At 58.8% G+C, this 25,641-nt stretch carries 25 protein-coding genes and 1 pseudogene; 18 read left to right on the top strand and 8 right to left on the bottom strand.

Annotated features, from left to right (window positions below; all coding sequences use genetic code 11):
* The first annotated feature begins 154 nt into the window (after positions 1–154).
* From A6070_RS00380 to A6070_RS00330, 13 genes and pseudogenes are all read left to right on the top strand, one after another.
* Positions 155–1,435, top strand: coding sequence for a methyl-accepting chemotaxis protein (locus A6070_RS00380; protein WP_072286548.1), 1,281 nt, complete (start codon positions 155–157; stop codon positions 1,433–1,435).
* On the top strand, positions 1,432–1,878 hold the full coding sequence (locus tag A6070_RS00375) for a chemotaxis protein CheW (protein ID WP_072286547.1): 447 nt from the start codon (positions 1,432–1,434) through the stop codon (positions 1,876–1,878). Before A6070_RS00380 ends, A6070_RS00375 begins: the two co-directional genes overlap by 4 nt.
* Positions 1,875–3,668, top strand: coding sequence for a chemotaxis protein CheA (locus A6070_RS00370; RefSeq protein WP_072286546.1), 1,794 nt, complete (start codon positions 1,875–1,877; stop codon positions 3,666–3,668). The genes A6070_RS00375 and A6070_RS00370 overlap by 4 nt, the downstream gene beginning before the upstream one ends.
* The gene (locus A6070_RS00365; protein ID WP_072286545.1) at positions 3,659–4,408 is read left to right on the top strand and encodes a LolA family protein; all 750 of its coding nucleotides are present in this window, start codon (positions 3,659–3,661) and stop codon (positions 4,406–4,408) included. The genes A6070_RS00370 and A6070_RS00365 overlap by 10 nt, the downstream gene beginning before the upstream one ends.
* A 169-nt stretch (positions 4,409–4,577) precedes the next feature.
* Positions 4,578–5,063: a YajQ family cyclic di-GMP-binding protein gene (locus A6070_RS00360; protein WP_072286544.1), complete on the top strand. Its 486-nt coding sequence runs from the start codon at positions 4,578–4,580 to the stop codon at positions 5,061–5,063.
* 59 nt (positions 5,064–5,122) lie between these two features.
* Positions 5,123–6,460, top strand: a complete 1,338-nt coding sequence (gene rimO, locus A6070_RS00355; protein ID WP_072288055.1) for a 30S ribosomal protein S12 methylthiotransferase RimO — start codon at positions 5,123–5,125, stop codon at positions 6,458–6,460.
* Between the two features lie 26 nt (positions 6,461–6,486).
* Positions 6,487–7,485 carry an FAD:protein FMN transferase gene (locus A6070_RS00350; RefSeq protein ID WP_072286543.1) on the top strand — a complete coding sequence of 333 codons (999 nt, stop codon included), beginning with the start codon at positions 6,487–6,489 and terminating at the stop codon, positions 7,483–7,485.
* Entirely contained in the window at positions 7,485–7,862 is a 378-nt protein-coding gene (locus A6070_RS00345) for a NusG domain II-containing protein (RefSeq protein ID WP_072286542.1), read from the top strand. Before A6070_RS00350 ends, A6070_RS00345 begins: the two co-directional genes overlap by 1 nt.
* Positions 7,843–8,376, top strand: a complete 534-nt coding sequence (locus A6070_RS00340) for a Gx transporter family protein (protein ID WP_072286541.1) — start codon at positions 7,843–7,845, stop codon at positions 8,374–8,376. The genes A6070_RS00345 and A6070_RS00340 overlap by 20 nt, the downstream gene beginning before the upstream one ends.
* A gap of 35 nt (positions 8,377–8,411) precedes the next feature.
* Positions 8,412–9,413: an ABC transporter transmembrane domain-containing protein gene (locus A6070_RS15025; protein WP_083568931.1), complete on the top strand. Its 1,002-nt coding sequence runs from the start codon at positions 8,412–8,414 to the stop codon at positions 9,411–9,413.
* Positions 9,377–9,781: pseudogene (locus A6070_RS16605) on the top strand (ABC transporter ATP-binding protein); the annotation flags it as partial. The gene A6070_RS15025 and the pseudogene A6070_RS16605, both read left to right, overlap by 37 nt.
* Before the next feature lie 53 nt (positions 9,782–9,834).
* Complete coding sequence (locus tag A6070_RS15240; RefSeq protein WP_158515864.1) at positions 9,835–10,140, top strand: ABC transporter ATP-binding protein/permease; 306 nt, start codon at positions 9,835–9,837, stop codon at positions 10,138–10,140.
* Positions 10,137–11,933 (top strand): ABC transporter ATP-binding protein, encoded by a 1,797-nt coding sequence (locus A6070_RS00330; protein ID WP_083558574.1) that lies wholly within the window; start codon positions 10,137–10,139, stop codon positions 11,931–11,933. The genes A6070_RS15240 and A6070_RS00330 overlap by 4 nt, the downstream gene beginning before the upstream one ends.
* A 24-nt stretch (positions 11,934–11,957) precedes the next feature.
* Here A6070_RS00330 and A6070_RS00325 read toward each other — a convergent pair whose 3' ends face one another.
* From A6070_RS00325 to nifU, 3 genes are all read right to left on the bottom strand, one after another.
* On the bottom strand, positions 11,958–12,725 hold the full coding sequence (locus tag A6070_RS00325; protein WP_072286540.1) for a response regulator: 768 nt from the start codon (positions 12,723–12,725) through the stop codon (positions 11,958–11,960).
* A gap of 398 nt (positions 12,726–13,123) precedes the next feature.
* Positions 13,124–14,347 (bottom strand): cysteine desulfurase NifS, encoded by a 1,224-nt coding sequence (nifS, locus tag A6070_RS00320; protein WP_072286539.1) that lies wholly within the window; start codon positions 14,345–14,347, stop codon positions 13,124–13,126.
* Entirely contained in the window at positions 14,344–15,189 is an 846-nt protein-coding gene (nifU, locus tag A6070_RS00315) for a Fe-S cluster assembly protein NifU (protein ID WP_072286538.1), read from the bottom strand. Before nifU ends, nifS begins: the two co-directional genes overlap by 4 nt.
* A gap of 202 nt (positions 15,190–15,391) precedes the next feature.
* Here nifU and A6070_RS00310 point away from each other — a divergent pair, with 202 nt between their 5' ends.
* Positions 15,392–15,823, top strand: coding sequence for a hypothetical protein (locus A6070_RS00310; RefSeq protein WP_072286537.1), 432 nt, complete (start codon positions 15,392–15,394; stop codon positions 15,821–15,823).
* 423 nt (positions 15,824–16,246) lie between these two features.
* Positions 16,247–17,104: an ABC transporter substrate-binding protein gene (locus tag A6070_RS00305; protein WP_072286536.1), complete on the top strand. Its 858-nt coding sequence runs from the start codon at positions 16,247–16,249 to the stop codon at positions 17,102–17,104.
* A gap of 89 nt (positions 17,105–17,193) precedes the next feature.
* Here A6070_RS00305 and A6070_RS00300 read toward each other — a convergent pair whose 3' ends face one another.
* A complete protein-coding gene (locus A6070_RS00300; RefSeq protein ID WP_072501914.1) occupies positions 17,194–18,015 on the bottom strand; it encodes a sensor histidine kinase in 822 nt (273 codons plus the stop codon).
* Positions 18,016–18,041: 26 nt separating this feature from the next.
* A complete protein-coding gene (locus A6070_RS00295; protein ID WP_158515863.1) occupies positions 18,042–19,778 on the bottom strand; it encodes a PAS domain-containing protein in 1,737 nt (578 codons plus the stop codon).
* Positions 19,779–20,343: 565 nt separating this feature from the next.
* Between A6070_RS00295 and A6070_RS16375 the strand changes: the two genes are divergently transcribed.
* Together A6070_RS16375 and A6070_RS00285 are read left to right on the top strand one after the other, a co-directional pair.
* Complete coding sequence (locus A6070_RS16375) at positions 20,344–20,994, top strand: methyl-accepting chemotaxis protein (RefSeq protein WP_072286534.1); 651 nt, start codon at positions 20,344–20,346, stop codon at positions 20,992–20,994.
* Positions 20,995–21,164: 170 nt separating this feature from the next.
* Positions 21,165–21,737 (top strand): hypothetical protein, encoded by a 573-nt coding sequence (locus tag A6070_RS00285; RefSeq protein ID WP_201257973.1) that lies wholly within the window; start codon positions 21,165–21,167, stop codon positions 21,735–21,737.
* A gap of 300 nt (positions 21,738–22,037) precedes the next feature.
* Here A6070_RS00285 and A6070_RS15485 read toward each other — a convergent pair whose 3' ends face one another.
* Both A6070_RS15485 and A6070_RS00280 read right to left on the bottom strand, forming a co-directional pair.
* Positions 22,038–22,211: a hypothetical protein gene (locus A6070_RS15485; RefSeq protein WP_158513991.1), complete on the bottom strand. Its 174-nt coding sequence runs from the start codon at positions 22,209–22,211 to the stop codon at positions 22,038–22,040.
* Complete coding sequence (locus A6070_RS00280) at positions 22,204–22,443, bottom strand: hypothetical protein (RefSeq protein WP_072286532.1); 240 nt, start codon at positions 22,441–22,443, stop codon at positions 22,204–22,206. The genes A6070_RS15485 and A6070_RS00280 overlap by 8 nt, the downstream gene beginning before the upstream one ends.
* Before the next feature lie 116 nt (positions 22,444–22,559).
* On the opposite strand from A6070_RS00280, the gene A6070_RS00275 reads away from it, so the two are divergent.
* Positions 22,560–23,174 carry a hypothetical protein gene (locus A6070_RS00275; protein WP_072286531.1) on the top strand — a complete coding sequence of 205 codons (615 nt, stop codon included), beginning with the start codon at positions 22,560–22,562 and terminating at the stop codon, positions 23,172–23,174.
* A 28-nt stretch (positions 23,175–23,202) separates the two neighbouring features.
* Here A6070_RS00275 and A6070_RS00270 read toward each other — a convergent pair whose 3' ends face one another.
* Positions 23,203–25,578 (bottom strand): peptidase U32 family protein, encoded by a 2,376-nt coding sequence (locus tag A6070_RS00270; RefSeq protein ID WP_072288052.1) that lies wholly within the window; start codon positions 25,576–25,578, stop codon positions 23,203–23,205.
* Positions 25,579–25,641: the final 63 nt, after the last annotated feature.

The raw sequence follows: 25,641 nt of genomic DNA, 5'->3' as shown, positions 1-25,641 counted from the left end.
GAAACGGGTCGTAAACCTTAAAGCCGCCGGTAACGTCCTAGCAGCAGCCACCGGCCGGCTGGAACGATCCTTGCCCGAAACCGAAAACAATCAGGACGTTTCAAGCCGCCCGGCCAGGTGGCCCGCCACTCGCCCGCGTCAAAGGAGCTGGTCGATGAGAGTTGAAATTACCTACAAATTCATCATGGGGTTCATCATCGTGGTCGCCTCGATCGTGGCTCTGAACTATCTGGTTCCGGCGGCAGGGCTGGTGCCGCATTATATGGAACAGGCTCTTTCGACAGCCTGTGCCCTGCTGGTCGGCCTGTTGCTCGGGTGGATTTTTTCAAAAGCATTCACGGCCAATATTCTCGTTCTTAAAACAGCGGCAGGGCGCATCAGTGGAGGCGATCTTTCCCAGACGGTGTGTCTGCCCAGCAATCTGCTGCCCGACGAAACAGCGGAACTGGCCGAGTCCCTCAATCTGGTGACGGTCAACTTGCGGGAGCTGGTTGGCTATATCCGTTCTTCTTCCTTGAGGGTCGCCGAAGAAGCGCAGGGCCTTGCCGCCATGTCCCAGCAAGTCATGGCTTCGGCCCATGAGGTGAACGGTGCCGTGGAAATGATAAGCCGCGGAGCGGAAACCCAGTCGGCCATGGTGGAACAAGCCTCCGATCACTTCCGGCACATGACCCTGACGGTCGAGCAGGTTGCCGATGCCGCCCGGGCAGCGGCCGGTGCCGCGAATGAAACCATGCACACGGCGGAACGTGGCGGCCAGGTGGTGAATGTCGCCATGGGCAAGCTCGGGCAGGTTTTTGACGGTGTGGAGCAGCACGGCCAGCAGATGCTGTCCTTTAGCGCCCGGGTGCAGAAGATTGGAAAGGTGGCCGATCTCATAACCGGTCTTTCTCAAAAAACCAATCTTCTGGCGCTCAATGCATCCATTGAAGCGGCGCGTGCCGGAGAGCACGGCCGGGGCTTCACCGTAGTTGCCGAGGAAATCTGCAAACTGGCCGATTCGTCGGAACGGGCCATGGCGGATATTATGGCCATGATCGAAGTATTACAGGACGAAAGCGTCCGTATCCAGGCAGATCTGAAAGAACATGTGGCGGACATGGGCGCGGGTCGCTCTGCCGTACGTCGGACAGGCCAGGCGTTTGAAGAGATTGTCACCACGGCCAAGCTTGCCGGGGAGCGGGCGGAGGCCATCAGCATGCTTTCCCGGAAGCAGGTCGAAGAAGTTGGAAAAACGGCCGATGTCGTCGAAGAGATCGCACGCGTGGTTACGGAAAATGCCGCCGCCAGCGAGGAAGCCTCGGCAGCCAGCGAACAACAGTCGGCCGCCATGGAGAATCTGGCTCTGTCGGCCCGAAGCCTTCATGCTCTGGCCGAAGACCTGCAAGGGCGGGTCAGCCGTTTCCAGCTTGGACTTTCGCGGGAACAGGAATGAATCAGACTCTGCTTCTGACATCGGGATCATCGCTGTTCGGCCTTGCTGTGAAGGATGTAGCAGAGGTTCTCGATCCCCGGCCGGTATATCCGGTGCCGCGGGCGCCGTCATGGGTGCTGGGGGCGGTTGGCCGGCACGACAGGGTGTTGCCGGTGATCGATCTGGCATGCCTGCACGGAACCCGCCAGGGGGAGAAGGGGCAGATCGTGGTGTTGGACGGGGGGCGCCTGTCCCTGGCGGTCACCGTGGTGCATGGCCTGACGCAGCGCGGGTTTGGGATGCCGGGCGCCCTGCATCTTCCCTGGGTGGTTGAAATGTTCATCTGTTCCCGGGGTCTGGCCGGCCTGATCGACCCCGGTGCCTTGACGGATTTTCTGAAACAGAGTCTGCTCGCCACCCGTTGCTTTTTCGGCGATTCGCTGGCGGCCTGGGAGGGCCGATGATGGCGCAGGAGTACAAGCAGATTTTTCTGGCGGAAAGTCAGGAGCATCTGCTCAACGCCAGGACCTGGCTTTCGGTACTGGCAGGTGACCCTCAAAACCGGCAGGTGCTCGATGACCTGTTTCGTTGCCTGCATTCCATCAAGGGCATGGCAGCCAGTCTCGGTTATCGACGCATGGCGGACATGGCGCATGTCATGGAAGATGGTCTTGATCGTTTGCGCCGTTCAGACAGTCTGCCAAAGGAGGCTCTTGGACAGTTGTACCGGGGGCTCGATTATCTCGACGGTAAGCTGACCGACGCGGCGGCCGGCAAGCCGGATGCCGCCGATGGCACCGACGGCGATGGTTCGCGTGGGGCGACCCTTCATGCACTGGTGATCCGCATGCCGGGCGCCAGCTGCTGTCAATGGCTTTTGTTGCTCAACGAGTTGATGCGGCTGGGAAACCTGGAAGTCTGCCGGCCCGACCCTGACGCCATCGCCGGGGGGATCCTGCCGCAGGAGTTGGAAGTTGAGTTGCGTGGGGTTGTTGACCGGGAACAGATTGAGCGCCGCTGCCGAAAGATCCATGAGAATCTGCGAATAACAGATAGCACGAAATCGATATCGATGCCGGCCTTGTCCCTGCAACAGGGTGTCGGCGAGAGCACGGTGCGCATCGCGACCCAGGTGCTGGACCGCTTGGCAGGACTGAGCGGAGAGCTTCTGACAGTGCGTCACCGACTGCAAGAGGCGCTGCGCCTCGGGCAGCCGGAGGCGATTGAAGGCAGCTGCCAGCAACTCGACCATTTGCTTGCCGTGTTGCGCCGGCAGGTGCTTGATGCGCGCATGGTGCCGCTGGAAACGATCACAGCGCCGCTTTTCCGGCAGGTCAGGGAATCGTGCCGCGTCACGGGAAAAAAAATCCGCCTCAACCTGATCGGCACCGAAGTGCGGCTGGACCGGGCTATTCTGGAAGCCCTATCCGAACCGCTGCTGCACATGGTTCGCAATGCTGTGGATCACGGGATTGAAGACAGCGGCACCATCACCATCGCGGCGCGTCGCGACCATGACCGGATAACCCTTGATGTCAGTGACGACGGGCGCGGCTTCGATATGACGGAGCTGGTTCGTCGTGCCCGCCAGGAAGGTCTGCTGCCGCCATCCCGGGAAGCGAAGCTGGACGCCGACCAGATGCTCAAAGTCCTCTGCCTGCCGGGCTTCACGACCTCTGCGGCCATTACCGAAACCTCCGGTCGTGGCATTGGCATGGATGTGGTTCGTCATACCGTCGACAAGCTCGGCGGTTCGCTCGAAATTCTTTCCGGACCGGGCGAGGGAGCCAGCTTTCGCTTCATCCTGCCGCTGACCGTTGCCATTTTACCGGTTCTTTTGGTGGAATCGGCAGGGAGGACGCTGGGCTTGCCGCTGATGTGGATTGAAAAAACCATGGAGGTGCCACGACAGGCTTTGCATCCCGCCAATGGAGGATATGTCGCCGACCTGGGGCCGCGGCAACTGCCGGTTTTTCCTCTCGCCGGATTGCTGGGGCTTTCCCCGGCCTCGAAGCCTTGCGCATCGACGGTCGTCTGCGAATTAAGAGGCGGGCATGCCGGTCTTGCGGTGGACACGATCATCGGGCAGAAGGAGGTCTACGTCAAACCATTGCTTTTCCCGCTGGATTGCGTCCCGGGATTGACCGGTTCCACCATTCTGGGGGATGGTCGTGTAATATTTTTGCTCGACCCAGGCAGCCTGCTGTCGAGCCAACACGGGGTAGTTTTTCAAGGAGAGACATCATGCATCTGAACTTTCTGGCGCCAATGGCGTTCCTGTTGGCACTGATCGGGCTGGTCGCACCCTGCGCTCAGGCCGCGCAGACCAGCCTGGAGACCGTTGTTGCCGCATTGCAGAAGCCGTTTCAGCCGACAACCCGGCAGAACCGCATTCGGGATTTTCAGGCCCGCTTCACCCAGGAAGCCTATCTGGGATCCCTGGATCAATTGCAGACCGCCAGCGGACGGGTGGTGGTGAGCTTCGCCGACCAGCAGACGCCAGTGGCTCGTTTTCGTTGGGAATACCTGCAACCGGATCCGCAACTGATCGTTTCCGATGGCCGTACGCTCTGGGTTTATGTTCCCGAAAACCGGCAGGTTATCGAGTCTCCCGTGCCGGCAGGCGCACAGGCCGGAGAGGACAATCCGCTGGCTTTCCTTACCGATCTGGGCAATCTGTCCCGCCAGTTCACCATAAGCTGGGGTTCCCCACGGAAAAGCCCGGAGGGGCATTTCCGGCTGGTTCTGCAACCGCGGCAACCGTCCGCGTATATCGAGAAGCTGGCGGTGGAGGTGGATAAAAACGTGGTGGCCGGCAAAACGGGCTATCCGCTGCTGACGGCAACCCTTTTCGGCACCGGCGACAACCGCACCACCGTGCGTTTCAGCGAGGTCTCTCTCAACCGATCCCCGGCACCTTCCTTATACCGGTTCAGTCCGCCACCTGGCACGGAAATCATACGGCCCGGCAAGGGCACAGCCTTCGAGCCATGACATCGAGCGGCCCGCAAAGGGGGAGTGAATGGTGTTCCAGGTTTCTATGGCGGGGGCGCCGGTGTTGGCCTCCCTTCGGCTCGGGAAATCACTAATTTCTTTTCCTGCCATCCGGGCTGTGATATAAGCCATTGATCATCCAAGAATTTTCTGCAAGAAGGGACAAAACATGCCGAGTTTTGATATTGTTTCCAAAGTCGACATGCAGGAGATCGACAATGCCGTCAACCAGACACGCAAGGAAATTGCCCAGCGCTACGATTTCAAGGGCACGCACAATGAAATCGATCTGGACAACGAGGCCATTGTTATGCTGGGTGCGGATGATTACAAACTGGAGGCCGTAATCGACGTGCTCAAGGGCAAGCTGGCCCGGCGCAACGTTTCAGCCAAATGCCTCGATTTCGGCAAGAAGGAGCCGGCTTCCGGCGGCGCGGTGCGGCAGAGGGTCTCGATCATACAGGGCGTTTCCAAGGAAAAAGGCAAGGAAATCATCAAGCTTGTCAAAGACAGCAAACTCAAGGTCCAGGCCCAGATCATGGAGGACCAGGTGCGGGTCTCGGGCAAAAAAATCGATGATCTGCAGGAAGTCATGCAGCTTCTCAAAGGGCGGGATCTTGGCATCGAATTGCAGTTCGTGAATATGCGCTCCTGATCCGGCACAAGGCGCCGGACCTGAAGGAATCAAAAATTGTGAAAAAACGCAAAGTCAGTATGATCAGCCTTGGCTGTCCGAAAAATCTGGTGGATGCCGAGGTGATGCTGGGGCATCTGCCGCCGGACCGTTTCGAAATCGTCACCGACGAGGCCGAGGCCGACATCATCATCGTCAATACCTGCGGTTTCATCAGCGACGCCAAGGAAGAGTCGGTGGAAACCCTGCTGGAAGCCATCGAATGCAAGAAATCGGGGCGTTGCAGCCTGCTGATCGTTACGGGCTGCCTGTCGCAGCGTTATCCCGAGGAACTGGCCGTGGAAATGCCGGAGGTCGATATCCTGCTCGGCACCGGCGAAGTGCCACGCATTCTTGAGTTTATCGAGGCACACGATCGCGGGGAAGCGGTCCGCCAGTCGGTAGGGCTGCCGCAATACCTTTATGACCATGCCACGCCCCGGGTTGCGTCTTCTCCGTTCTATTCGGCCTATGTGAAAATCGCCGAAGGTTGCAACAATCTCTGTTCCTACTGCATTATCCCGCAACTGCGCGGTCCGCTGCGCTCTCGCTCCATCGCTTCGGTAAAGGCGGAAGTGCAGAGGCTGGTTGCGTCCGGGGTGCAGGAAATCAATCTCATAGCCCAGGATATCACCGCTTTCGGCGCCGATCGTCATGACGGTGCGCACCTGGAGGGTCTGTTACGTGAGCTGGTAACGATTCCCGAGCTGCACTGGCTGCGGCTGTTGTATGCATATCCGGACGGTATCACCGACGGGCTTATCGAACTGGTGGCGACGGAAGACAAGATCTGCAGCTACTTCGATGTGCCATTGCAGCATATCGACGATCGTGTGTTGGCGAGCATGAATCGCCGGGTCGGGGAAGACGCCATCCGCGACCTGGTCGCGCGTATGCGCCGGCGCATCCCTGACCTGACCCTGCGCACCTCCTTTATCGTCGGATTTCCCGGTGAGACGGAGGCCGAGTTTGCCAAGTTGCTGGCGTTTGTCGAGGAGGGGTATTTCGACCGGGTCGGGGTGTTCCGCTACTCCCGCGAAGAAGGGACCCCGGCGGCGGCACTGCCGGGCCAGGTGCCCGAGCGGGTCAAACAGAGCCGCTACAATAAACTGATGAAGGCGCAGCAAAGGGTCTCTTTCCGGCGCAACCGGGCTCTGGTCGGACGCATCGAGCCGGTCCTGGTTGAAGGGTACAGCGAAGAGACCGACCTGCTGCTCAGCGGCCGCAGCGTCCGGCAGGCTCCCGATGTCGATGGCCAGGTCTATATTACCGCCGGGCAGGCCGATATCGGGCAGATCGTGCCGCTGCGCATTACCGATTCGTCCGAATACGATCTCATCGGGGAGATCGTCGACGAGTTCCCGCCACTGTCAACCTGACCTGTTCCTGTTTCGGAGGACAAGCCTTGTCGCCCTGGCGCCTGCTGGTCATTGGTGTTTTGTGGATTGGCGTCGCCGCCGCCTTCTGGCATGTGGTGCAAAACAGGGAACAACATCCCTTAAGCCGAACCCGCCTGTTGCTCGGAACGGTGGTGGAGATCACAATCTACGATGAACGGCCGCAGCGGTTTGCCGACAGCGTCGATGCCGCTTTCCAGGAAATGGCCCGCATTGAAAGTCTGACCAGTTTTCACCAGCCCCAAAGCGATGTGACGCGCCTGTCCTCGACCACAGGCACTTTTGCTGCCGCACCGGAAGTTCTTGAAATCCTGAAGCAGGGATTAAAAATATCCAGAGCCAGCGATGGCGCCTTCGATATGACGCTGGGACGGCTCAAGGCGCTGTGGGGGTTTGGCTCGCCGCATCCGCGGCGGCCGGCTCCGGAGGATATCAGGGAGGCTTTGCAGGGAAGCGGCAGCGAGGCCCTGTCCATCGAACAGGGGCGTGTCCTCAAGCATACCAATGCCCGGATCGATCTGGGCGGTATCGCCAAGGGCTATATCATAGACCGTGCGGCGGCGCTGCTGCAGCGGGCAGGTGTGCGCTGTGCCGCCATTAATGCCGGCGGCGATCTGCGGCTCATCGGTCGTCGCGCTGTTCCCTGGCGCATCGCCATTCGTCATCCCCGGCACAGCGATGCGCTGCTGGCCACCCTGGTTCTTGCCGAACCTTTGGCAGTAGTCACCTCCGGGGATTACGAGCGGTTTTTTGAACAGGGCGGGGTGCGTTACCACCATCTGTTCGATCCGGCCACGGGCATGCCCGCCAATCGCTGCCGCAGCGTTACCGTCGTTTCGCCGGAAGCCGCTCTGGCCGATGCCCTGGCGACGGCAGTATTCGTTATGGGGCCGGATGCCGGGCTGGCGCTGCTCGAGCGTTATTCCCGAACCGGCGGGCTGGTCGTCGACGCCGCGGGAGTTGTTCATGTCAGTCGCGGCTTGCGCAGTCAGGTGGTCTGGCCGTGATGGCCCGGAAATGCTTCACCCTCTGGGATTGTCTGGTCGTAGCCGTCCTCCTGATCACCGCCCTGGCCTCCTGGTTGCTCATGCCGCACGCCGACGGCGCAATGGTGATCGTCGAACGGCAGGGGCGTGTGCTGTTCAGGGCCCCGCTCCACTGCCGGCGCGAGGTTAGTCTGGACGGGCCTTTGGGCCCAACGGTGATCAGCATCGAGAACGGTTGGGTCCGGGTTGAAAAATCTTCCTGTCCGCGGCATCTCTGCCAGCACCACAAGGCCATCCGCCGGGCTGGCGAGATGCTGGCCTGTCTGCCCAACGGGCTTGTGATCCGGGTCGCAGGTCCGGTGTCGGTCCCGGAGCCTTATGATTTCCTCAGCCATTGACCGTCTGCGGGCCCGTCGCGAGGCTCTTCTGGCACTGTTCAGTGCGTTGGCCATCGCCATCCATGCCTTTGAGTTTTTGCTTCCCTCCCCGGTGCCCTGGTTGCGGCCTGGTTTGGCTAATATCCTGACACTGTGCGCCCTGTTTCTGTATGGGGGCCGTGCCGCATGGCTGGTGGCGCTGACCCGAATCTGTCTTGGCGGGCTGCTCCTCGGGACGCTGCTGTCGCCGACCTTTTTTCTGGCGTTAAGTGGTGGCGTGGCGGCAACCGCCATGATGACCCTGGCGCACATGCTCGCCGGCGGGCGGCTGGGCACGGTTGGCATTTCAGTTCTGGGGGCCGCCGGGCATATTCTCGGTCAGTTGCTGATGGCCGCCTGGCTGCTGCGGCATCCGGGCGTGTGGCGTCTTTTTCCGCCGCTGCTGATGCTGGCCGTGGTAACCGGAGCCTTCAACGGCCTCGCTGCCGATCTGCTGCTGCAGCGGCTGCGGTTGCGTCTGGCGCGGTGTCCCTGATTCCGCTGAGCCGATTTTTTCGAGAGGAGGCCTGCATGCGCCGCCTGCTGTTTTTGCTGCCTTATCTGAAAACCTACCGGGCGCTGCTGCTTTCGGGTCTTGTCTGGCTGCTGCTGACGGATTTGCTTGGCTTGTTGATCCCCTGGCTGATCAAGGAGGGGATCGACAGCGTGCAGATGGCTCGATACGGGCAATTGACCACTGTCGGCGGGCTGCTGGCAGGGGCGGCGCTGGTGCGCTTTGTGACGCGCAGCTGGTCCCGGTATCCGTTTCTGCATGCCGCCTGTCGTCTGGAAAACGCTCTGCGTCACGATCTTCTGAATCGTTTGCTTGCGCAGAACGGGTCTTTTTTCGATCGCTTTCGAACCGGAGATCTTTTATCGAGGTTCACCAACGATATCAACAACTTGCGGACCCTCGCAGGGTTCGGGCTGATGATCTTCGTCAACACTCTGGCTGTATATGGCATGACCCTTGTCGTTTTGCTGCGCATGTCTGCACCTCTGACACTGGCGGCTTTGCTGCCGTACCCGTTGTTGCTGCTGCTGACCCGCTATCTTTCGACGCGTCTGCAGACCGCCTCGGCACGGGTCCAGATGGGCCTGGGGCAGGTCAGCGAAGCTCTGGAAGAAGGCATCAGCGGGCAAGCCGTGATCCGCAGCAGCGGCTTGCAGGCCCTGCGCGCCGACCGATTCGATGGGCACAATAACGATTATCTGGATGCCAGCCTCAGCCTTGCACGACTGCGCAGCGCTCTTGGGCCCAGCATGGCCTTGATAGCCCCGTTGAGCACAATGGCGATTTTTTATCTTGGCGGCCGGCAGGTCATAGCCCATCGTATGTCGCTGGGCGAGTTGGTGGCTTTCAATGCTTATCTGGCGCAGCTCGCCATGCCGACCTTGATGCTTGGCTGGATTCTGGGGCTGGTACAGCGTGGTGCCGCCAGTGCCGAGCGCCTTGGCGAGATTCTGGGCAGCTCCCCGCCTTCGGGGGCCAGCCGGTGGTCGCTGCCGCCCGGCCGCCATCCGTCTCTCTGAAAAACCTGTGTTTCGGATATAATCAAAAGCCGGTTCTGCGGGGGCTGAGCCTGGAGGTTCCGGCCGGCAGTCTGATCGGTATAGCAGGACCGACCGGCTGTGGAAAAAGCACGCTGCTGCACCTGTTGGCGGGACTTTATCCGGTACCGGCGGGACAGGTGTTGATTGGAGGACAGGATCTGGCAATGCTGGATGGTGAAGCACACCGCCTGCGGGTTGCCATGGTGCCCCAGGAAAGTCGCCTGTTTTCCGGTTCGGTCGGGGAAAACCTGCTGTATGCCACGCCGGGCGCGCAGGCGTCGCTGCTGAAGCGGCTTTCGCGGACTGTCAGCCTGGATGCGGAAGTGGCAAATTTCAGCGAGGGCTTCGATACCCGGGTCGGCGAGGGGGCCAGGCCCTGTCCGGTGGGCAGCGCCAGAGGGTGTGTCTGGGGCGTGCCCTCGGCCGCGGCGGCGGATTATGGTTGCTGGACGATCCTTTCAGTCATCTTGATGCCGCCACGTCGCAGCGGATCTGGCGCCGGCTGCTGCGCTTGCTGGCGGGAAAAACCGTTTTTCTGGTTTCCGGGCAGGCGTCATTGCTGGCGGCCGCCGATTGCATCGCCATTCTGGAAAACGGTCGGCTGCAGGAGTGTGGCAGCCACCAGCAGTTGCTGGCCGAGGGCGGCTGGTATGCCCGGCTTGTCGAGAAGGAGCGATTGCAGCGGGAACTGGAGGGTCTGGCGTGAAGCGCGGCATGTTCGACATGGATGAAATCACCGGAAGGCATCTGGACTGGTCCCTGTTCCGGCGTTTCATGAGGCTCATTCATCCCTATCGTGTATCGGCGACCGGGGCTGTGATTCTACTGCCGTTGGCATCGGCAGCACGCCTGATTCAACCCTTTCTGCTTAAAATCGCCATCGACCGGCATATCGTCCTCGGTCAACTGCAGGGATTGGGAAACATCGCCTTGCTGTTTCTGGCTGCCGCCTGTGCCGAAAGCCTGATCGGTTTCTGGCAGGGCTATCTGGCACAGGGCGTCGGGCAGAAAATAACCGCCGAGCTTCGCAGTCGGGGGTTCCGGCATTTGCTGCGGTTGCCGGCGCGCTTTTTTGACCGGCAGCCCTCCGGACGTCTGGTAACACGCCTCACCAGCGATGTGGAGAATGTTGGGGAGCTTTTCGCGTCGGGTGTGGCGTCAGCCTTCGGCGAGGTCTTTTCCCTGCTGTTCGTGGTGATTGCCATGTTGTGGCTGAGTCCGATGCTGACCGGCGTGTGCTTTGCCCTTCTGCCGCTGTTGGGAGTGGTGCTGCTGCTGTTTCGAAGGCGCATGCGGCAAGCCATGCGCCAGGTCAGATCCCGGCTGGCCGAGCTTAATGGCTATCTTGCGGAACGTATCGCCGGCATATCGACGGTGCGTCTGTTCGGCCAGCAGGCGCGAACCCTGAATGAATTTGATCATCTGCAGGAGGCATATCGGGTCAGTAATTTTGGCGCTATTCGCTGGGATGTGTTCCTGTTCAGCGCCCTGGAGGCTCTTGCCGCCCTGGCTGTCGCCGGGGTTTTATGGCGTGGCGGGTTTTCGGTTTTACAGGGAGTGGCCAGTTTCGGTACCCTGGTGGCGTTTCTGGAGTATGTGCAGCGATTTTTTGCCCCTCTGCGCAAGCTCAGCAGCCACTATTCCCTGTTGCAGGCCAGCAACGCCTCCCTTGAACGGATTTTTGAACTTCTCGATCAGCCCTCCGAACCAGGAGGGCGGCAGCTGTCTGTGCCCGGCGGCGTGGGTGATTTGCGGTTTGACCATGTATCTTTTTCCTATGATGGGCAGCAACCGGTGCTGGCGGACCTCGATATTCGCTTCGCGGCGGGGCAGATGATAGGCATTGTCGGAGACACGGGCAGCGGCAAAACCACCCTGGGAAGACTGTTGCTGCGGTTCTACGAGCCAACGGCGGGACGCATTCTGCTCGATGGCGTGAACCTCGCCGAAATGGATCCGGCGGAAGTGCGGCGCCGTATCGGGTGGGTTTCCCAGGAACCGTTTCTGTTTGCCGGAACCGTGCGGGAAAACCTCGACCCGCTGGGGCATCTGTCCGATGGGCGACTGCAGGCGTTGCTGGAGGATTGCGGTGCCTGGAAAGCCGTATCCCGGCTGGGTGGGATGCAGGGGATGCTGCAGGAACGCGGCCGCAATTTGTCGGCAGGGGAACGTCAGTTGCTGTGTGTGGCGCGCACCCTGGTTGGTGATCCTTCGATTCTGCTGTTCGACGAGGCGACCAGCCGTCTCGACGCCGCCAGCGAAGAAAGGGTTCATCAGGTCCTGGAAAAACTGCGTTCCGGTCGCACACTGCTGGTTATCGCCCACCGGTTGCGCTCCGTGCAGAAGGCCGACATGATCGTACTGCTGCACCGGGGCTGCATACGGGAAACCGGCACCCACGGCCAGTTGCTGGCTCAAAACGGTCGCTATGCGCGACTTTGGTCCCTGCAGCACCTGGATCTCAACGGTGCGTCGGCGCCAAAGCCTTCGCGCGCATGATGGAAGGACATCAGGCAGGTTCGATCAGGGACGGCGATTCCGTCGAGGTCTGTTTTTGGTGCGGCAGGGTTTTCCGACTTCAGCCGGGACAGACCGCCTGCGGATATAGCGGCAAATGCTCAGCAGATCGGACAGCTCGAGAGACAGAAACTGCAGCCCCAGACCAGTGGGCAGGTTTTTGTTGACGGGATTGTGTTCTTCGTTGACCCAGTTCACGTTTGCCTTGCAGGTAATTCTACGGGTTGTGCCGGGCAGCGTAAAGGCAATCTGCAGCATTTGCTCCACGGGAAGCAGATGTCGTGTTTCGACAAACATGCCTCCCGAGCACAGGTTTACGCACAGTCCGTCACGCATGCTCGAGGGGGAACTGCTGTATTGCATCGCAAGGCACATGGGAACACGCTTGTATGAACGGTACTTCAGGCCAAGAATGCGCCGCGCCGATGCCAGCAGCAGGTGCTGGTTGAGCGGCTTGAAGAGAATATCCGCACAGCGTGCTTTAAGGCAGCGGTCGAGTTCTTGCGGGTTGCGGTTTTCCACCATCAGAACCACGGGGATATGCCGTCGTTTGGGATCCTGATGCAGCCGCCGGCAGAATTCATCTCCTGGCATGCCCTTGGCGTTGATATCCATCATCACCAGGTTGGGGCGCATCAGATCGAGTTCCCGCCAGGCTTGTTCTCCATCCTCTGCCACCAGCAGGGCAAGGCCCTCCTGGCGGGAAAAATCGCCATCCGTTTCAAATATCGCCTGCAGGTCGCGGGTGATCAGGATTCTAAGAATATCCGGCATGTCAGCCTCCGGTTTTAAGTTTTCAGAATGATATTAACAAGTATAAAGATCCCGATCGTATAGCCAAGCTGTTGGCCTGATTTTTTATACGGATCCACGTCGCGATCCAGGTGTCACGCCATCCATGCAGGTTTTATTTCAGCCGGCAGGTTACGATGAAGGCCTGGGGGCGCGATACCAGGTGCACCTGCGCTGGTCACGCTGCCCTCCGCAAAAAAACAGCTGAATTTTTAATGTTATGGAACACCCTATTGGATTAAATAAACATACACGTTTTAAACAGGAAAAATCCAATTAGAAAATATTTTTTTAAAAGGGATGCAAATCTAAATGGCGGCGCGATAAAAAGCCCGCGGCATCAAGCTGCGGGCTTCAGCGATACGGGAGGGATCATGGCTTTATCCATGGACGTGATGCGTGATATCACCGCCGGTTAAAAAAGAGCTGAGCGGCTTGCCTTCCAGGTAGTCCTTCCAGAAAGGCGAGATATTCCGCAGCCGCTGAATGACAGGCGGCAGAACGGCGATGACATGATCGATGTCCTCGTCGGTATTGTAGACGCTCAGACTGAAGCGGATCGAGCCGTGGGCCGCAGTGAAGGGCACCCCCATGGCGCGCAGCACATGGGAAGGCTGCAGGGACCCGCTGGTGCAGGCCGAACCGGACGAAGCGCAGATGCCCTCATCGCTGAGCAGCATGAGGATCGATTCCCCCTCCACATATTCAAAGCTCAGGCTGCAGGTGTTGGGTAGTCGGTTTTTGCTGTCGCCGTTGACCATGGTATTGGGGATGATTTTCAGCAGTTCCGCCTCCAGGCGGTCACGCAGGGTCCTGATGCGAGTGTTTTCCTGTTTCAAATGTTCCATGGCGAACTGGGCGGCGCGTCCCAGCCCGACGATATAGGGGACGTTTTCCGTGCCGCCGCGGCGCCCCCCTTCCTGATGGCCGCCAACCACAAACGGGGCGAAGCGGGTTCCCTTGCGGATGTAAAGCGCGCCGACCCCCTTGGGCGCATGCAGCTTGTGTCCTGAAAGGGATAGCATATCGATAGGGGTTTTGCGCAGATCGAGGGGAACCTTGCCGATGGATTGCACGGCGTCGGTATGAAAAGGGATGCCGCGGGCGCGGGTTATGGCAGCGATTTCATCGATCGGAAACAACACGCCGGTTTCGTTGTTGGCGGACATGATGCTGACCAGCGCGGTTTCGTCGGTCAGAACGGCGCGCAGCTCATCGAGGTCAAGCCTGCCTTCGCGGTCCACGCCCAGGTCAGTGACGCGATAACCGCGTGCCTGCAGTTGATGAGCCGTGTTCAGTACCGCCGGATGTTCTACCCGGGTAATGACGATATGTTTTTTTTCCGGATAAGAGTACAGGGTGCCCATGATGGCGGCATTGTCGCTTTCGGTTCCGCAACTGGTGAAGACGATCTCTTCCGGCTGGGCGCCGATCAGGGTGGCCACTTTTTCCCTGGCCTCCTGAACGTAGCGTGCTACCTGGCCGCCAAAAAAGTGCATGCTCGAAGGATTGCCGTACAGATCGCTGAAAAACGGCAGCATCGCTTCGACGACTTCCGGAGCGGTGCGGGTGGTGGCGTTGTTGTCGAGATAGACGGTTCTCATGGTTTTACCTCCTCCACCTCGATTTCAGGGCTCACGAATTCACGCAGCTTGGCTTCGACGAAGTGCTTGAGAGTGAAGTTTGCCTGCGGGCAGAAGGAGCAGGTCCCGCGCAGCGCCACCAGCACCTTGCTGCCGTCGATGTCGATCAGTTCCAGATCACCGCCGTCGGAGCGGATCGGCGGCAGTATTTCCCGCTCCAGGGTTTCCTCGATGAGGCGGATTTTTTGCAGATTGGAGAGTTTTTTCCCTTTCGGTAGTCGCTCTTCCACCGGCTCGGCCGTTTTGCTGCCCCACAGTTTCTTCAGGATATCCTCGATTTTGGGGTGGCAGGCCTGGCAGCCGCCACCGGCTTTCGTGAAATCGGTGACCTGAGCTACCGTGGTCAAGCGGTTTTCCCTGGCCACCCGTTCAATTTCCTTGTCGGTGACGCCAAAGCACTTGCAGACGATGTCGTATTCTTCCTTGACTGCCGCCTCTCCCCGATAATTGGCGATGGCGGCCTCCAGAGCTTCCTTGCCCATGACGGAGCAGTGCATTTTTTCTTCCGGCAGGCCGCCGAGGAATTCGGCGAGGTCCTGGTTGTTGACCTTCTCCGCCTCTTCCAGAGTCATGCCCTTGACGATTTCCGTCAAGGCAGAGGAAGAGGCGATGGCGCTGGCGCAGCCGAAGGTTTTGAATTTGATATCCTTGATCCGGCCATCTCCATCGAGCTTGAAGGTCAGGCGCAAGGCGTCCCCACAGGCCAGGGAGCCGACCTCACCGATGCCGTCCGGGTCCTCGACCTCGCCGACGTTGCGCGGATGCAGAAAGTGATCTTTGACTTTATCGGTATAATCCCACATAGGCTCCTCCGTGTGCGGGCCGGGGGCGCCTGGCCGAAAAGGCGGCGCCAGTTCCCGGTGGTTTCTTGAAGTTTAAAAGCCCGCGCGCGGTTGTCAAAAAGACGATCGTTTTTGCCTGCGGGTTAAGGGTTGCCTCTGTCCGGTTAAAAAGGCATGATGTCGCTGAAAATGGTCATTAATCTTATTTTTCAGGAGACGGGCAATGAAAGCTATCTTACGCACGCTGGCAGGGGGGTTGCTTGTGTGCTCATGGTTGATTTCACCGGCATGGGCCGCTGAGGACTGCCTGCGTCTGGACAACTTCTGGAGCGACGGTCCGGTCAGTGTCTTTTTGTATGAAGCCCCTCACGGTGGCCTGGAGCCGGAGGGTTCTTATGCCCGTCACAATCTGGCCGCCGGTCAGGTTATGGAAATAACCATGGATGGTCGCGAGAGTGTCTGGGCCGACGTGCGTGTGATGCATGCTGACGGTCAGCGGTGGCAGCTGGGTGCCAGGACCTGTGGTTATCGCGGAGCCCTGGCGATGCGACCAGGCCAGACCCTCGAAGTTTCCTATGAAGGCAATGCAGGTTACGCTGCCAGCAGTGCCGGTTTGCGGTGCCGGGTTCTGGACAACGGGGCGCCTGGTCGTTGAACAGTGTCGGACCGGAGAAGCGGTGTTGATTGCATTCCCGCCCGCCCATGGTCTCCACAGGAACAACGAACGCTTTGGCCAGTCCATATCGCAACGCCGGATCGTCACAGGCTTCCCTTTTTTTGCCGTTTCCTCTCGTGAGCTGTCAGGTGCCCTCCCCACCGCGTCAAGCTGGCTTCTCTCTACCCAAAACCTGCCCCGCCGCACGGCTGATCTGAGATGGCCGGGCATCCTGGTTCGTGGCACTGTTGGAGGCCTGCTCCGCGCAGACTCCAAGGGAGACACCATTTAGCATGCCTGGTTTCCTGCCAGAATGAATCCGGTACAGTTAATGAAATTGACAGGATATGTGTTTAAATATATAGCGTCGAAGAAAGCCCGATGGAGGACGAAACAAAACCATTTTTTTAAGGAGAAAAATCCATGAGAAGAAGAATTGTTTTTTCCGTCCTGTGGCTGGCGCTGGCAGCCTTTGTATCTACTGCCATTGCCGGAAATCAGTACGCCGCCGTTTACGGCGATGGCAGCCAGGCTTTTACCCTGGCAACCGGCAGCCCCGGAGAGTTGGGTCTGCTCAAGGTGCTCGGCGAAACCTTTGCGGAGCAGGAAAATGCCCAACTCAGATGGCAGAAGGCCGGATCCGGCGCCTCGCTGAAGTTGCTGAAAGAAAAACAGGTGGATATGATTATGGTGCATGCCCCTGCCGCCGAAAAGCAGGCCGTTGAAGAGGGGTGGGCCGTCAAACGAACCCTGATCGGATCCAATGAATTTTTTATCGTCGGTCCGGCGGCCGATCCTGCGGGTATTGGTAATGCAACCAGCGCGGCTGATGCCTATGCCCGCATCGCGGCTGCCAAAACCAGATTTTTTTCGCGGGGCGACAACTCCGGTACCCACAAGAAAGAATTGGCCATTTGGGAAAAAGCTGGCGTGAAACCGGAGGGAGACTGGTATATCGTCACCAATGACTTCATGACCGCCACCCTTCAGCGTGCCAACGACGAGGGGGGATATTTCATGACCGACAGCAGTACCTGGATCGCAGAAAAAAATAACATGTCGGCACTCAGGGTTTTGTTCAAAGGGGACAAGTTCATCGTCAATACCTACCATGCCCTGTGTCAGCCGGAAGGCGTTACGCCGGGGGCAGCCATCGCCGCCAAATTCATCGATTATGTCGCATCTGAGCAGGGCCAGACGATAATCCGCGACTGCGGCGCAGCTGAATACGGTGAAGGGCTGTACAACGATGCAGCCTATGCGGAGCAGTTTGGCGACTGACCGGATGCTTTTCGCAAGGGTTTTGTGGGGCGGCACGAATGTGCCGCCTTTCTCGGCGCTGAAGAATCGATTGCATGGAAATGACTGTATTATTCTTGTGTTGACCGCGGCAGGGTGAAGGAAATGGTTGTGCCACGCTCCGGTTTGCTGTTGACCCAGATGCGTCCCTGGTGTGCTTCGACTATGCCTCTGACAATGCCCATGCCCAGCCCAAGTCCCTCCCGTGCCGTATTGGAAGCGTCCACACGGTAAAACTTGTCGAAAATGCGAGTGATCTGATCCGGGTTCATGCCGATTCCCTGATCGCTGACGGCGATATGGACCTCGGTTTCCATGGGTTGGCAGGTGATCTGAACGGTGCTGCCGGAGGGGGAGAATTTCACCGCGTTGCTGAGCAGGTTTTCCATGACCTGAAACAGCTTGCGGTCATCCACCAGCATGGAGACCGTTTCGTCGGGGAGAACGGTTTTGAAATGATGGTCCGTGCAGGCTCTCCGGTAGTCGGAGACGCAGCGTTCCAGGATCGAGCCGATATTGGCCCAGTCTTTTTTCAGGCGAATGATCTGGCCCGAGTCGACCCGAGCGAGATCAAGCAGGTCTTCCACAATCTTACCCAGCACTTCGGCTTTTTTATGAATGATAGTAAGAAATTCCATCTGCTGTTCATTGAATCCCCCCTGTTTTAACAGAACTTCCGAGAAACCGATAACGCTTGTCAATGGGGTGCGTAGTTCATGGGCCGCGGTGGAGATGAACTCGGTCTTCATAAGGTCGAGCTCACGTTCGCGGCTGATATCCCGCAGCAGGGTGATGACGCCTCGCTTCAGCCCCTCCTCGTTACGCACTGCAGCCATGTTGGCCTGCACGGTCCGGGTTTTATGATCGCGGTTATCGGGCAGGCCTATGGTCACCGAAGTCTCCTCCTGGTCTTCGAAGGCTACCGAATGCAGCCCCCCCAAAGGACGTCGTTCTGGATCACCTGGCCGATGGGCAGGCCGAAGATGTCATTAAGGGCAACGCCCAACATCTCTTCCGCCGACCGGCTCAGCAACATGATGCGGTTGTCCAGGTCGGTAAACAACAGGCCGTCGGAGACCGATTTGAGGATCGCCTCCAGTTGCTGCCTGGCGTTCCGGGCATTGTCCAGCGCCTCTTTGAGGGCCTGCTCGGCCCGGGTCCGTTCCGAAATATCCCAGAAAAAACAAGCCATTTTACGTGATCCCGTCTGGAACGCGCGGGTTTCGTAGGTGCCTTTGATAGGAAAATCCTCGTAGCTGATCTGAGGACAGTGCCAGGACGTGCCCAGGGAGCAGATGCGCCGAAACTGCTCAGGAACCTCGGTCCCGATCAGCTTTGGAAAGGCCTCTTCAATGGTTTTGCCGACAAGTGAATCGAGCCCCTCTCCCAGAATATTTCTGGCGGCGGCATTGACGCCGGTCAGCACCAGGTCATCGGATGCATCGAGCTGATACTGCAAGACGCCCATCGGAGAGAAATGAATAATGCTGCGGAACCGTTCCTCGCTTTTTTTCAGCGCTTCTTCCGATTCAAGGCGCTGCCGCAAATGGCTCAGCAGCAGCACCACCACGCCACCTCCAAGGGCCAGAAGGCAGACCAGCACCCAGATCCCCTGGCGATAGGTCCGGAAGAAGGAGGCAGGACGGTAAAGGATGGTGCTGTCGGCCGGAAGGCTGGCAATGGGCACCTGGAAACGCTGCAGTTGGCGATAGTCGAAAACATAACGGTTAGGGATACCGGTCTGCACCGGCAGGCGGGAAACCGGCTTTCCATGGAGAATGTCAATCACCATCCGGGCGGCGCTTTTTCCCTGGTCTACATGACTGAGAAGCTTGCCGCCGACAATTCCGTCGCCCATGCCGTGGTAATACAGGTGATAGAGGGGCCGGGGAAGGTGGGCGTTGATGAACTGCAGGCTCTCGCTGAAAGGCAGGCCGATGCCTTCCCGATCCTGGTGGGCCGAAATCAGCAGCACCAGGGTATCCTTACCCAGTTCGGCCAGGCGTTCACCCAGTGTCTGGAATGTCATGTCCGCCAGCGAAAGATGGGCCAGGCTGATTTCGGGCACCGACGTTCTGGCCGCGTAAAAGGTACGCAGATCCGCCTGCGCGGTTGTGGTAGGGTCGGCGATGGCTACGATGCGCCTGGCTCCGGGGTGCAGTTTCGCCATGAGGGCCAGGGTTTCTTTCATGGAAACCTTTTCGGCGATGCCGGTAACGCGGGGATGGAGATTCTGTTCCAGCGCCAGGCTGGTATCGTTTATGCCGAGAAAGACGATGGGCAGATCCCGGAACAGCCGGCTCTGTTCGGTCAGGGCGAACTTAAGGGCGTTGTCATCTCCCGCGATGATGGCGTCGTAAGCACGGATGTGGGACAGCTTATAAGTCAGGGCTCTGCGGAAAAGGTGAAGATTTTCCTCTGAAGGAAACCGCTTGGTATCCATGAATTCGATGTCGAGAAGGATTCGGTGCTGATGGAACAGTCTGGACATCCCCTCAACCTGATCGAAAAAGGTGGGAAATCCCGGGTTGTAGGAACTGATAAACAGGACGCGGTGCGGTAGCGCCAGGGCAGCAGGGGTGAAACCGCAAAGCAATATCCCCAAGGCTGCGAGAAAGCAGGTGAGTCGGGGCCGGGTGGTTTTTTTATGAGTCATTTCAAGCCTTTTTCGAAACAGCGGATGCCGTGTTCCGGATTGTTTGGCGGTTGCTGCCATGACAGCGGTTGCATGTCTCCGGAGGCCTGCACCGCCTGGCCTTTGGAATTTTTTCCCAGGGCGTTGCCGACCAGCGCGGTATAAGCACAGTGGTCTTAATCATACCAGAATGTCGGGTTTTGGTGGTAAGGATCCCTCGGATTGACGGTCGGGTGTCGTGGCCATGAAACGCTTCTGATCGGCAGCTCCGTGCTACGGAATAAAACAAGGATATAAAATCCTTGGAAACGACACATCCCTTTTTTGCAAGGCTGTCGCGGTGGTACCAGCTGAAACATGGAGCAATCCGAAAAATAGTATGGAGATCACCAAAATTATGTTTTACCCTAAACTTTTTGTGTCGTTGACGAATAGGAATAAATGGATTGGTGTGTCTGGCGAGCATGAATGCCGGCACGGCCGCTATAATTGGGGTCGGCGGGTGTGAGCCGGGCGGTGGGAAGGGGATGTCCGTCGGTGGTGCCTGTGCGGGCGCCATGAATACAGGAGGAGGCAGGTAACAGAAATGGCAAAAGAAGACAAGGTGTTAACCATCGGTATCGTGGGCGGGGGGCGTGGTGGTCTCGAAATGCTGAAGATTTTTGCTGACAGCGACAAGGTACGGGTCATGTTTCTGGTTGACCGCGATGCGAAAGCCGTCGCCGTGGCGGCCGCCCGGGAGCGCAAGATCCCAACGCCGGATGATCTGGTGGCGGCCATGCAGCAATATCGCACCGATTTTATTATCGAGGCGACCGGATCATCCAAGGTTCTGGAAATGCTGCGGCAGAACCATCGCGAGGGCACCGAGATTCTCAGCAGCCAGGCGGCTCTAATGTTCTATACCGTTGTGCAGGAAGGGCGCCGCAAGCTTAACAGCGAGATTTTCGGCAAGATCAGCCAGATTGGCGATGAGATCATCGGCAGTACGGCTTCTGTGAAAAAAGCCCTTGCGGCGATCACCCAGGTGGCTTTCAATCTGGAGATGCTGTCCATCAATGCCGCCATCGAGGCGGCGCGGGCCGGGGTTCATGGCCGCAGTTTCGCGGTGGTGGCCGAAGAGGTTAAAGCGACCGCCGGCCAGGCCAAGAATCTGCTGGCCAGCATCGAAGCGGTCAACAACAACAACATCGTCATGTCTGGCGAGCTGGAGGAGTTGCTCAACCAGCTGCACTGACGCACGGGTTCGGAAGCTTTGCCAATGGCCCCGCGCCGCTGGTTTCGGCGGCGGCAACAGGGGGCGTGAGGACACCTGTGCCTGCTCCCTGAAAAAATACACTACGTTTCCGCCATAGGCATGATACATTTATCAGCAACGGCACGATTATTCCAACGCAACCAGAAACCATGAAAGGATTCGGTATGGAGAAGGAGGATTTCATTCTTTTCAGCGGTGGCGCTACCGGGGCTGAAGCGGCCTTTGGCGAGAATGCGGAGCGTTACGGCATCGAAGAAGTCAATTTTACCTTCGAAGGGCACGGCCGGGTGCGAGAGCGTGGGCTGCGTTTTCTCAATCATGAGGAGCTTAAACATGGCGATGTGAGTCTCGGGTATGTTTCCCGGCTGATGAACCGGCGCTATACCGACAGTCTCAAAATTCGCAAGATTTTGCAGAGTATCTGGTATCAGGTGAATCATGCCCAGGAGATTTTCGTGGTCGGTGAAATTCTCCCGGACAAAACAGTCAAGGGCGGGACCGGCTGGGGCGCCGAATTCGCCAAGCTCTGCAACAAGCCACTGTTTGTTTTCGACCAGAAAAAAGATACCTGGTTTCGGTGGTCGCAGATGGAGTGGACCGCCTGCTCCGGCGGCCAGGAACCGGTTATCGGCCATGCCCGTTTCGCCGGCACAGGGACAAGGTTTTTGGAGGAATCCGGCAGAAAAGCGATCGATGATCTGTTTGCCCGGTCGTTTGCCTGACGGCATGGGTCAGGGCGCTTAGCTTTTGACCGCGACGAAAAAATCCCGGTGTCTGCCGCAAGGCATACAGATACCGGGATTTTTTTCCGAGGACAGGGATTATCCATCCCTTGGGGGGCTGGTCGGTTCGCCATCGACTGTTAGACTTTTTTCGCACAGCCGCCATTGCGGCAGGAGCTCTCTCTTGAATTTCAGGGAGGAACAGATACATATTCCCGATCAAAAGCTCCAGGGCAGGGTTTTCCCGTTGAGGCAGCAGCGGTTCCGGTGCAATGGCGTCCGGCAAGGGCCGCTTCCGTGTCAGTTTCTGCAGGGCGGCATGGGGGCCGGTGGTTGCCGGGGAGCCAGAATCGAACAACTTTCCAGGGGGTTGACAAAAGGGGCGAGAGACTCTTCTTCGCAGATGGGGCAGGGTTTGGGGGGATAGTCGCGGCTGAGGCTGTAGCGTCCGCAGATGGGGCATGTTTCAATCATGGTCGTCTCCTTTCCGCAGGGGGTGTGGTTCCTGCTCCTCGATCGGTTCGTATTGACGTTTGAACTCTTCCGCTGAGCAGAGAAAGGCATGGCCCTGGCTATCCACGCACAGGTAGTCGCCGGGATAGGCCACAAGCATACCTTGATGGCCGTTTTGCGAGGGGCCGACAAGGGTGCGTTTCTGAATACGGTGGGCTTCGATGAAGGATGGAATCCTGCGAAAACGCGCCATGCCGGCCTCCTTGGTGATAACGCCGGCATTAAAACCCGACGGTGTTGGGCGATCATGAGCCGAGGGTTAAAATTACGTCAATGCGAATCGGTTTTTGAGGGGAAAGAGAGGCAGCGGTGCATCTTCGGGCAGGAATCGGGGCTTTTTTCGTGACGGTTATCCTGGTGGGTGCCATGTCGGGGTGCTCGGCAGCTCCGAAACTCCCCGTGTTTCTGGATGCCACGGCCTGGCCAAAGGCGCACAGCGTGGTGCTGGTCGGGATTTCTTACGATCCGGCCTATCGACCGCATCCCCAAAGTGGCCTTGAGCGGCAATTGGCGATGTGGTTGCGGCGGAAATTGCAGGCCAAGGGATTTCTGGTGACCGGACCGCCGGGCTCATGTTTGCTCCTGCGCCATGACCTGAGGGCTGTTGCCGGGACTGATTTGCTCGCCATGGCGTCGGCTTCTGCGGACCTGGTGGTGGCGGTGCATGTCGATTTCCTGTTCAGCAGCGACATGTATGGCGAGGTTTTTCCTCCACCGGAATTCGAGATTGCCGCCGAAGCCCGGGCCGTGGATGGTAAAACCGGTCAGGAACTGTGGCGAGACCGGGGTCATGCCCTGCAAGGCGGCGCTTCGGCAGTGCTTCTGGCAACTCCGGATTACGACAGGCTCCTGGGGTTGGCAAGGCTGGCGGACAGCCTGTTTGAAACCCTGCCTGACGCGGACATGCCGCCGCCGGCACCTTAGCTCCTGCCGGTTACGGGAGCCGCGGCTATTATTCCATGCCCCGCTCAAAGTTGAAAGACGACGTTGCCGGCAGGCCGCCTTCCCGTCGCAGTGCATCCAGCACCAGTTTCCCCCGGGGGGAATAAGGGCCAAGGTGGGAAAGATCGACAATAAAGCGGTGACAGCCCAGATCTTCCAGTTCCGAAAGGCGATTCAGCAGGGAAAAGTCGGTTTCCGGGCTGACTACCGTCTGGCCACCGCGTTGGGTTACCCGGTAGGCATCGTCCCGATCCGAAACAACCGGACTGTCGCTGCGCAGGCCACGCAGGGGAATGCGTGACGTTATCAGGGGCACCGAGGCATAGACCGTCATCTCTGTTGGTAGCCCCGTCTCACGCCGCAGCAGGTTTTCAAGGTTGGCGCGATCGTCTTCCAGGTAAAGGGTGATGGTCGAGATGCCGAGCTCCTTCCAGGCCAGGGCCGCCTGGCTGTTGACGGTGAACAGGCGCCAGCCGCAATGCAGTGTGACCTCCTGCATACCGTCGAACAGGGGAAAATGCCCAAGATTGTTGAGTCTGAAGTTATGAAATCCGGATGCCGTCAGGACCCGGACGATATCGCGGCTTTCCCGCCAATCGGCACCCAGCAGCACAAAAGGAATATCCCAGACAACCTTGTCTTCGCGGCCGGTAAAACGATGCCCCTTGGCCAGTTGCTGGACATTGGACGCGGTCATGGGCAGTATGATGCGGTCGACCAGCGGGTCGTTAAGCAGGTGCCCGTCGCGTAAACGGTCGATGGCTACGGTGATCTGCCGTTTATATCCGTCAACAAGAGGTGCGATCGGGAGCAGGCTGTCCAGGGCCGAGCGCAGGTGTTTTTGGCGAGCCGTGTTGCTGGCGTCACTGAGATTTTGGGCAACGGCCTGATAAAAAAGGCGCCTGATATCCTTGAGCCGGCTGGGGGGGATGACCACGGGAGGCAAGGGCTCCGAGGTGATGTCGCGCAGGCTCAAAGGCTCTTTTCCGCTGCGCTCGAAGACGCCGCGCAGAATATCGACCGACAGTGGATTGTCAGTGGCGGGAAACACCGGCACCTCGTAGGTTTGCCTGATTTCGACAGGGCCGGATCGGCCGGTCAGCGTCAGGTCCCGTCCCTGCAATGCGATGTGCAGGTCAAGCTGGTCGGGGATATTTCCGGCTTGGTGCAGTTTGCGGCGGCAGGCCGCTTCACTCATGGTGAAGGCCTGCTCCGAGGAGACCTTGAACACCGCATCGCCGATGCGGAAGGTATCGCGGAAACTGGAGGGCACGGTCACCAGGCTGCCGGCGGGGGCGGCTTTGACGGTGCTGCGTCCCAGCCGCAATTGCTTGATGGTGAATGCGGTGCCGGCCTGGTCACTTTTCGGCTGAATACGGATACGGTCGCCGATGTGCAGACGGTCGCGGCTCTTGAAGGTAATCTCGCCGCCGCGCAGGGCGCTGATTTCTCCCAGAAAACGGCCCGTGGCACCCTTCATGGACGGGATGGCGATATCGGTTGGCCGCGGCCCGGGCAGAAATCCCTTGGTCGGAAGGCGTCCGAAGGATTGTTTGAGGCGGTCCTTGGCTTGCGAAAGGGACTCCTTCCGCTGAGTATCCGGCGCGTCCATCACCATGCGATAAGCCGAAACAACATTGGCCACGTATTCGGCGCTTTTCATGCGTCCTTCAATTTTGAAACTGCCGATGCCGGCTTTCTGAAGGTCGGACAATAGATCGATTGCCGACAGGTCATTGGGAGAAAAATAGTAGCCATATTTCTGGCGGTAGCTGTAGCGCCTGCGGCAGGGCTGCGCACAACGGCCGCGGTTGCCGCTTTTGCCGCCGAGCCAGCTGCTGAACAGACATTGCCCGGAATAGCTGAAACACAAGGCGCCGTGGATGAAATGCTCCAGCTCCAGGCTGGTTTCCCGACGTATGGCGGAGATTTCCTCAAGGGTCAACTCGCGGGCCAGCACCGCCCTCTTGAATCCCATGCGCTCCAGCATCTTGACGCCAGCGGCGTTATGCACCGTCATCTGCGTCGAAGCGTGCAGGGGCAGGCCGGGAAAGTGGTCCCGCGCCATTTTCCAGACCGCCAGATCCTGCAGAATGATGCCGTCGATGCGCAGCGCCTCAAGGTCGGCCAGGGTTTCGGCCAGCTGAGGCAGCTCCTCCTCGCGGATCAGGGTATTGACCGTCACATAGATACGGCGACGCAGCTTGCGGGCATAGGCCAGCATCCCTTCGAGGTCGGCCAGGGAAATATTGCGGGCTTTGGCGCGGGCGGAAAATTGCCTGAGGCCGCAATAAACGGCGTCGGCCCCTGATTCCATGGCGGCGAAAAAGGCTTCCAGGCTACCGGCCGGGGCCAGCAGTTCCGGGTGATTCAGCGTGTCGGGCATGCTTGATACGTCGCTTTCAGGCAGAGAGTGTTCATCCGCAAAATCCGGATGAAAATAGCTGAG

The sequence above is a fragment of the Syntrophotalea acetylenica genome (genome assembly GCF_001888165.1).
GTDB lineage: Bacteria > Desulfobacterota > Desulfuromonadia > Desulfuromonadales > Syntrophotaleaceae > Syntrophotalea > Syntrophotalea acetylenica.
The sequence above is the reverse complement of the archived record's forward strand: the minus strand, read 5'-3'. Positions and strand labels throughout refer to the sequence as shown.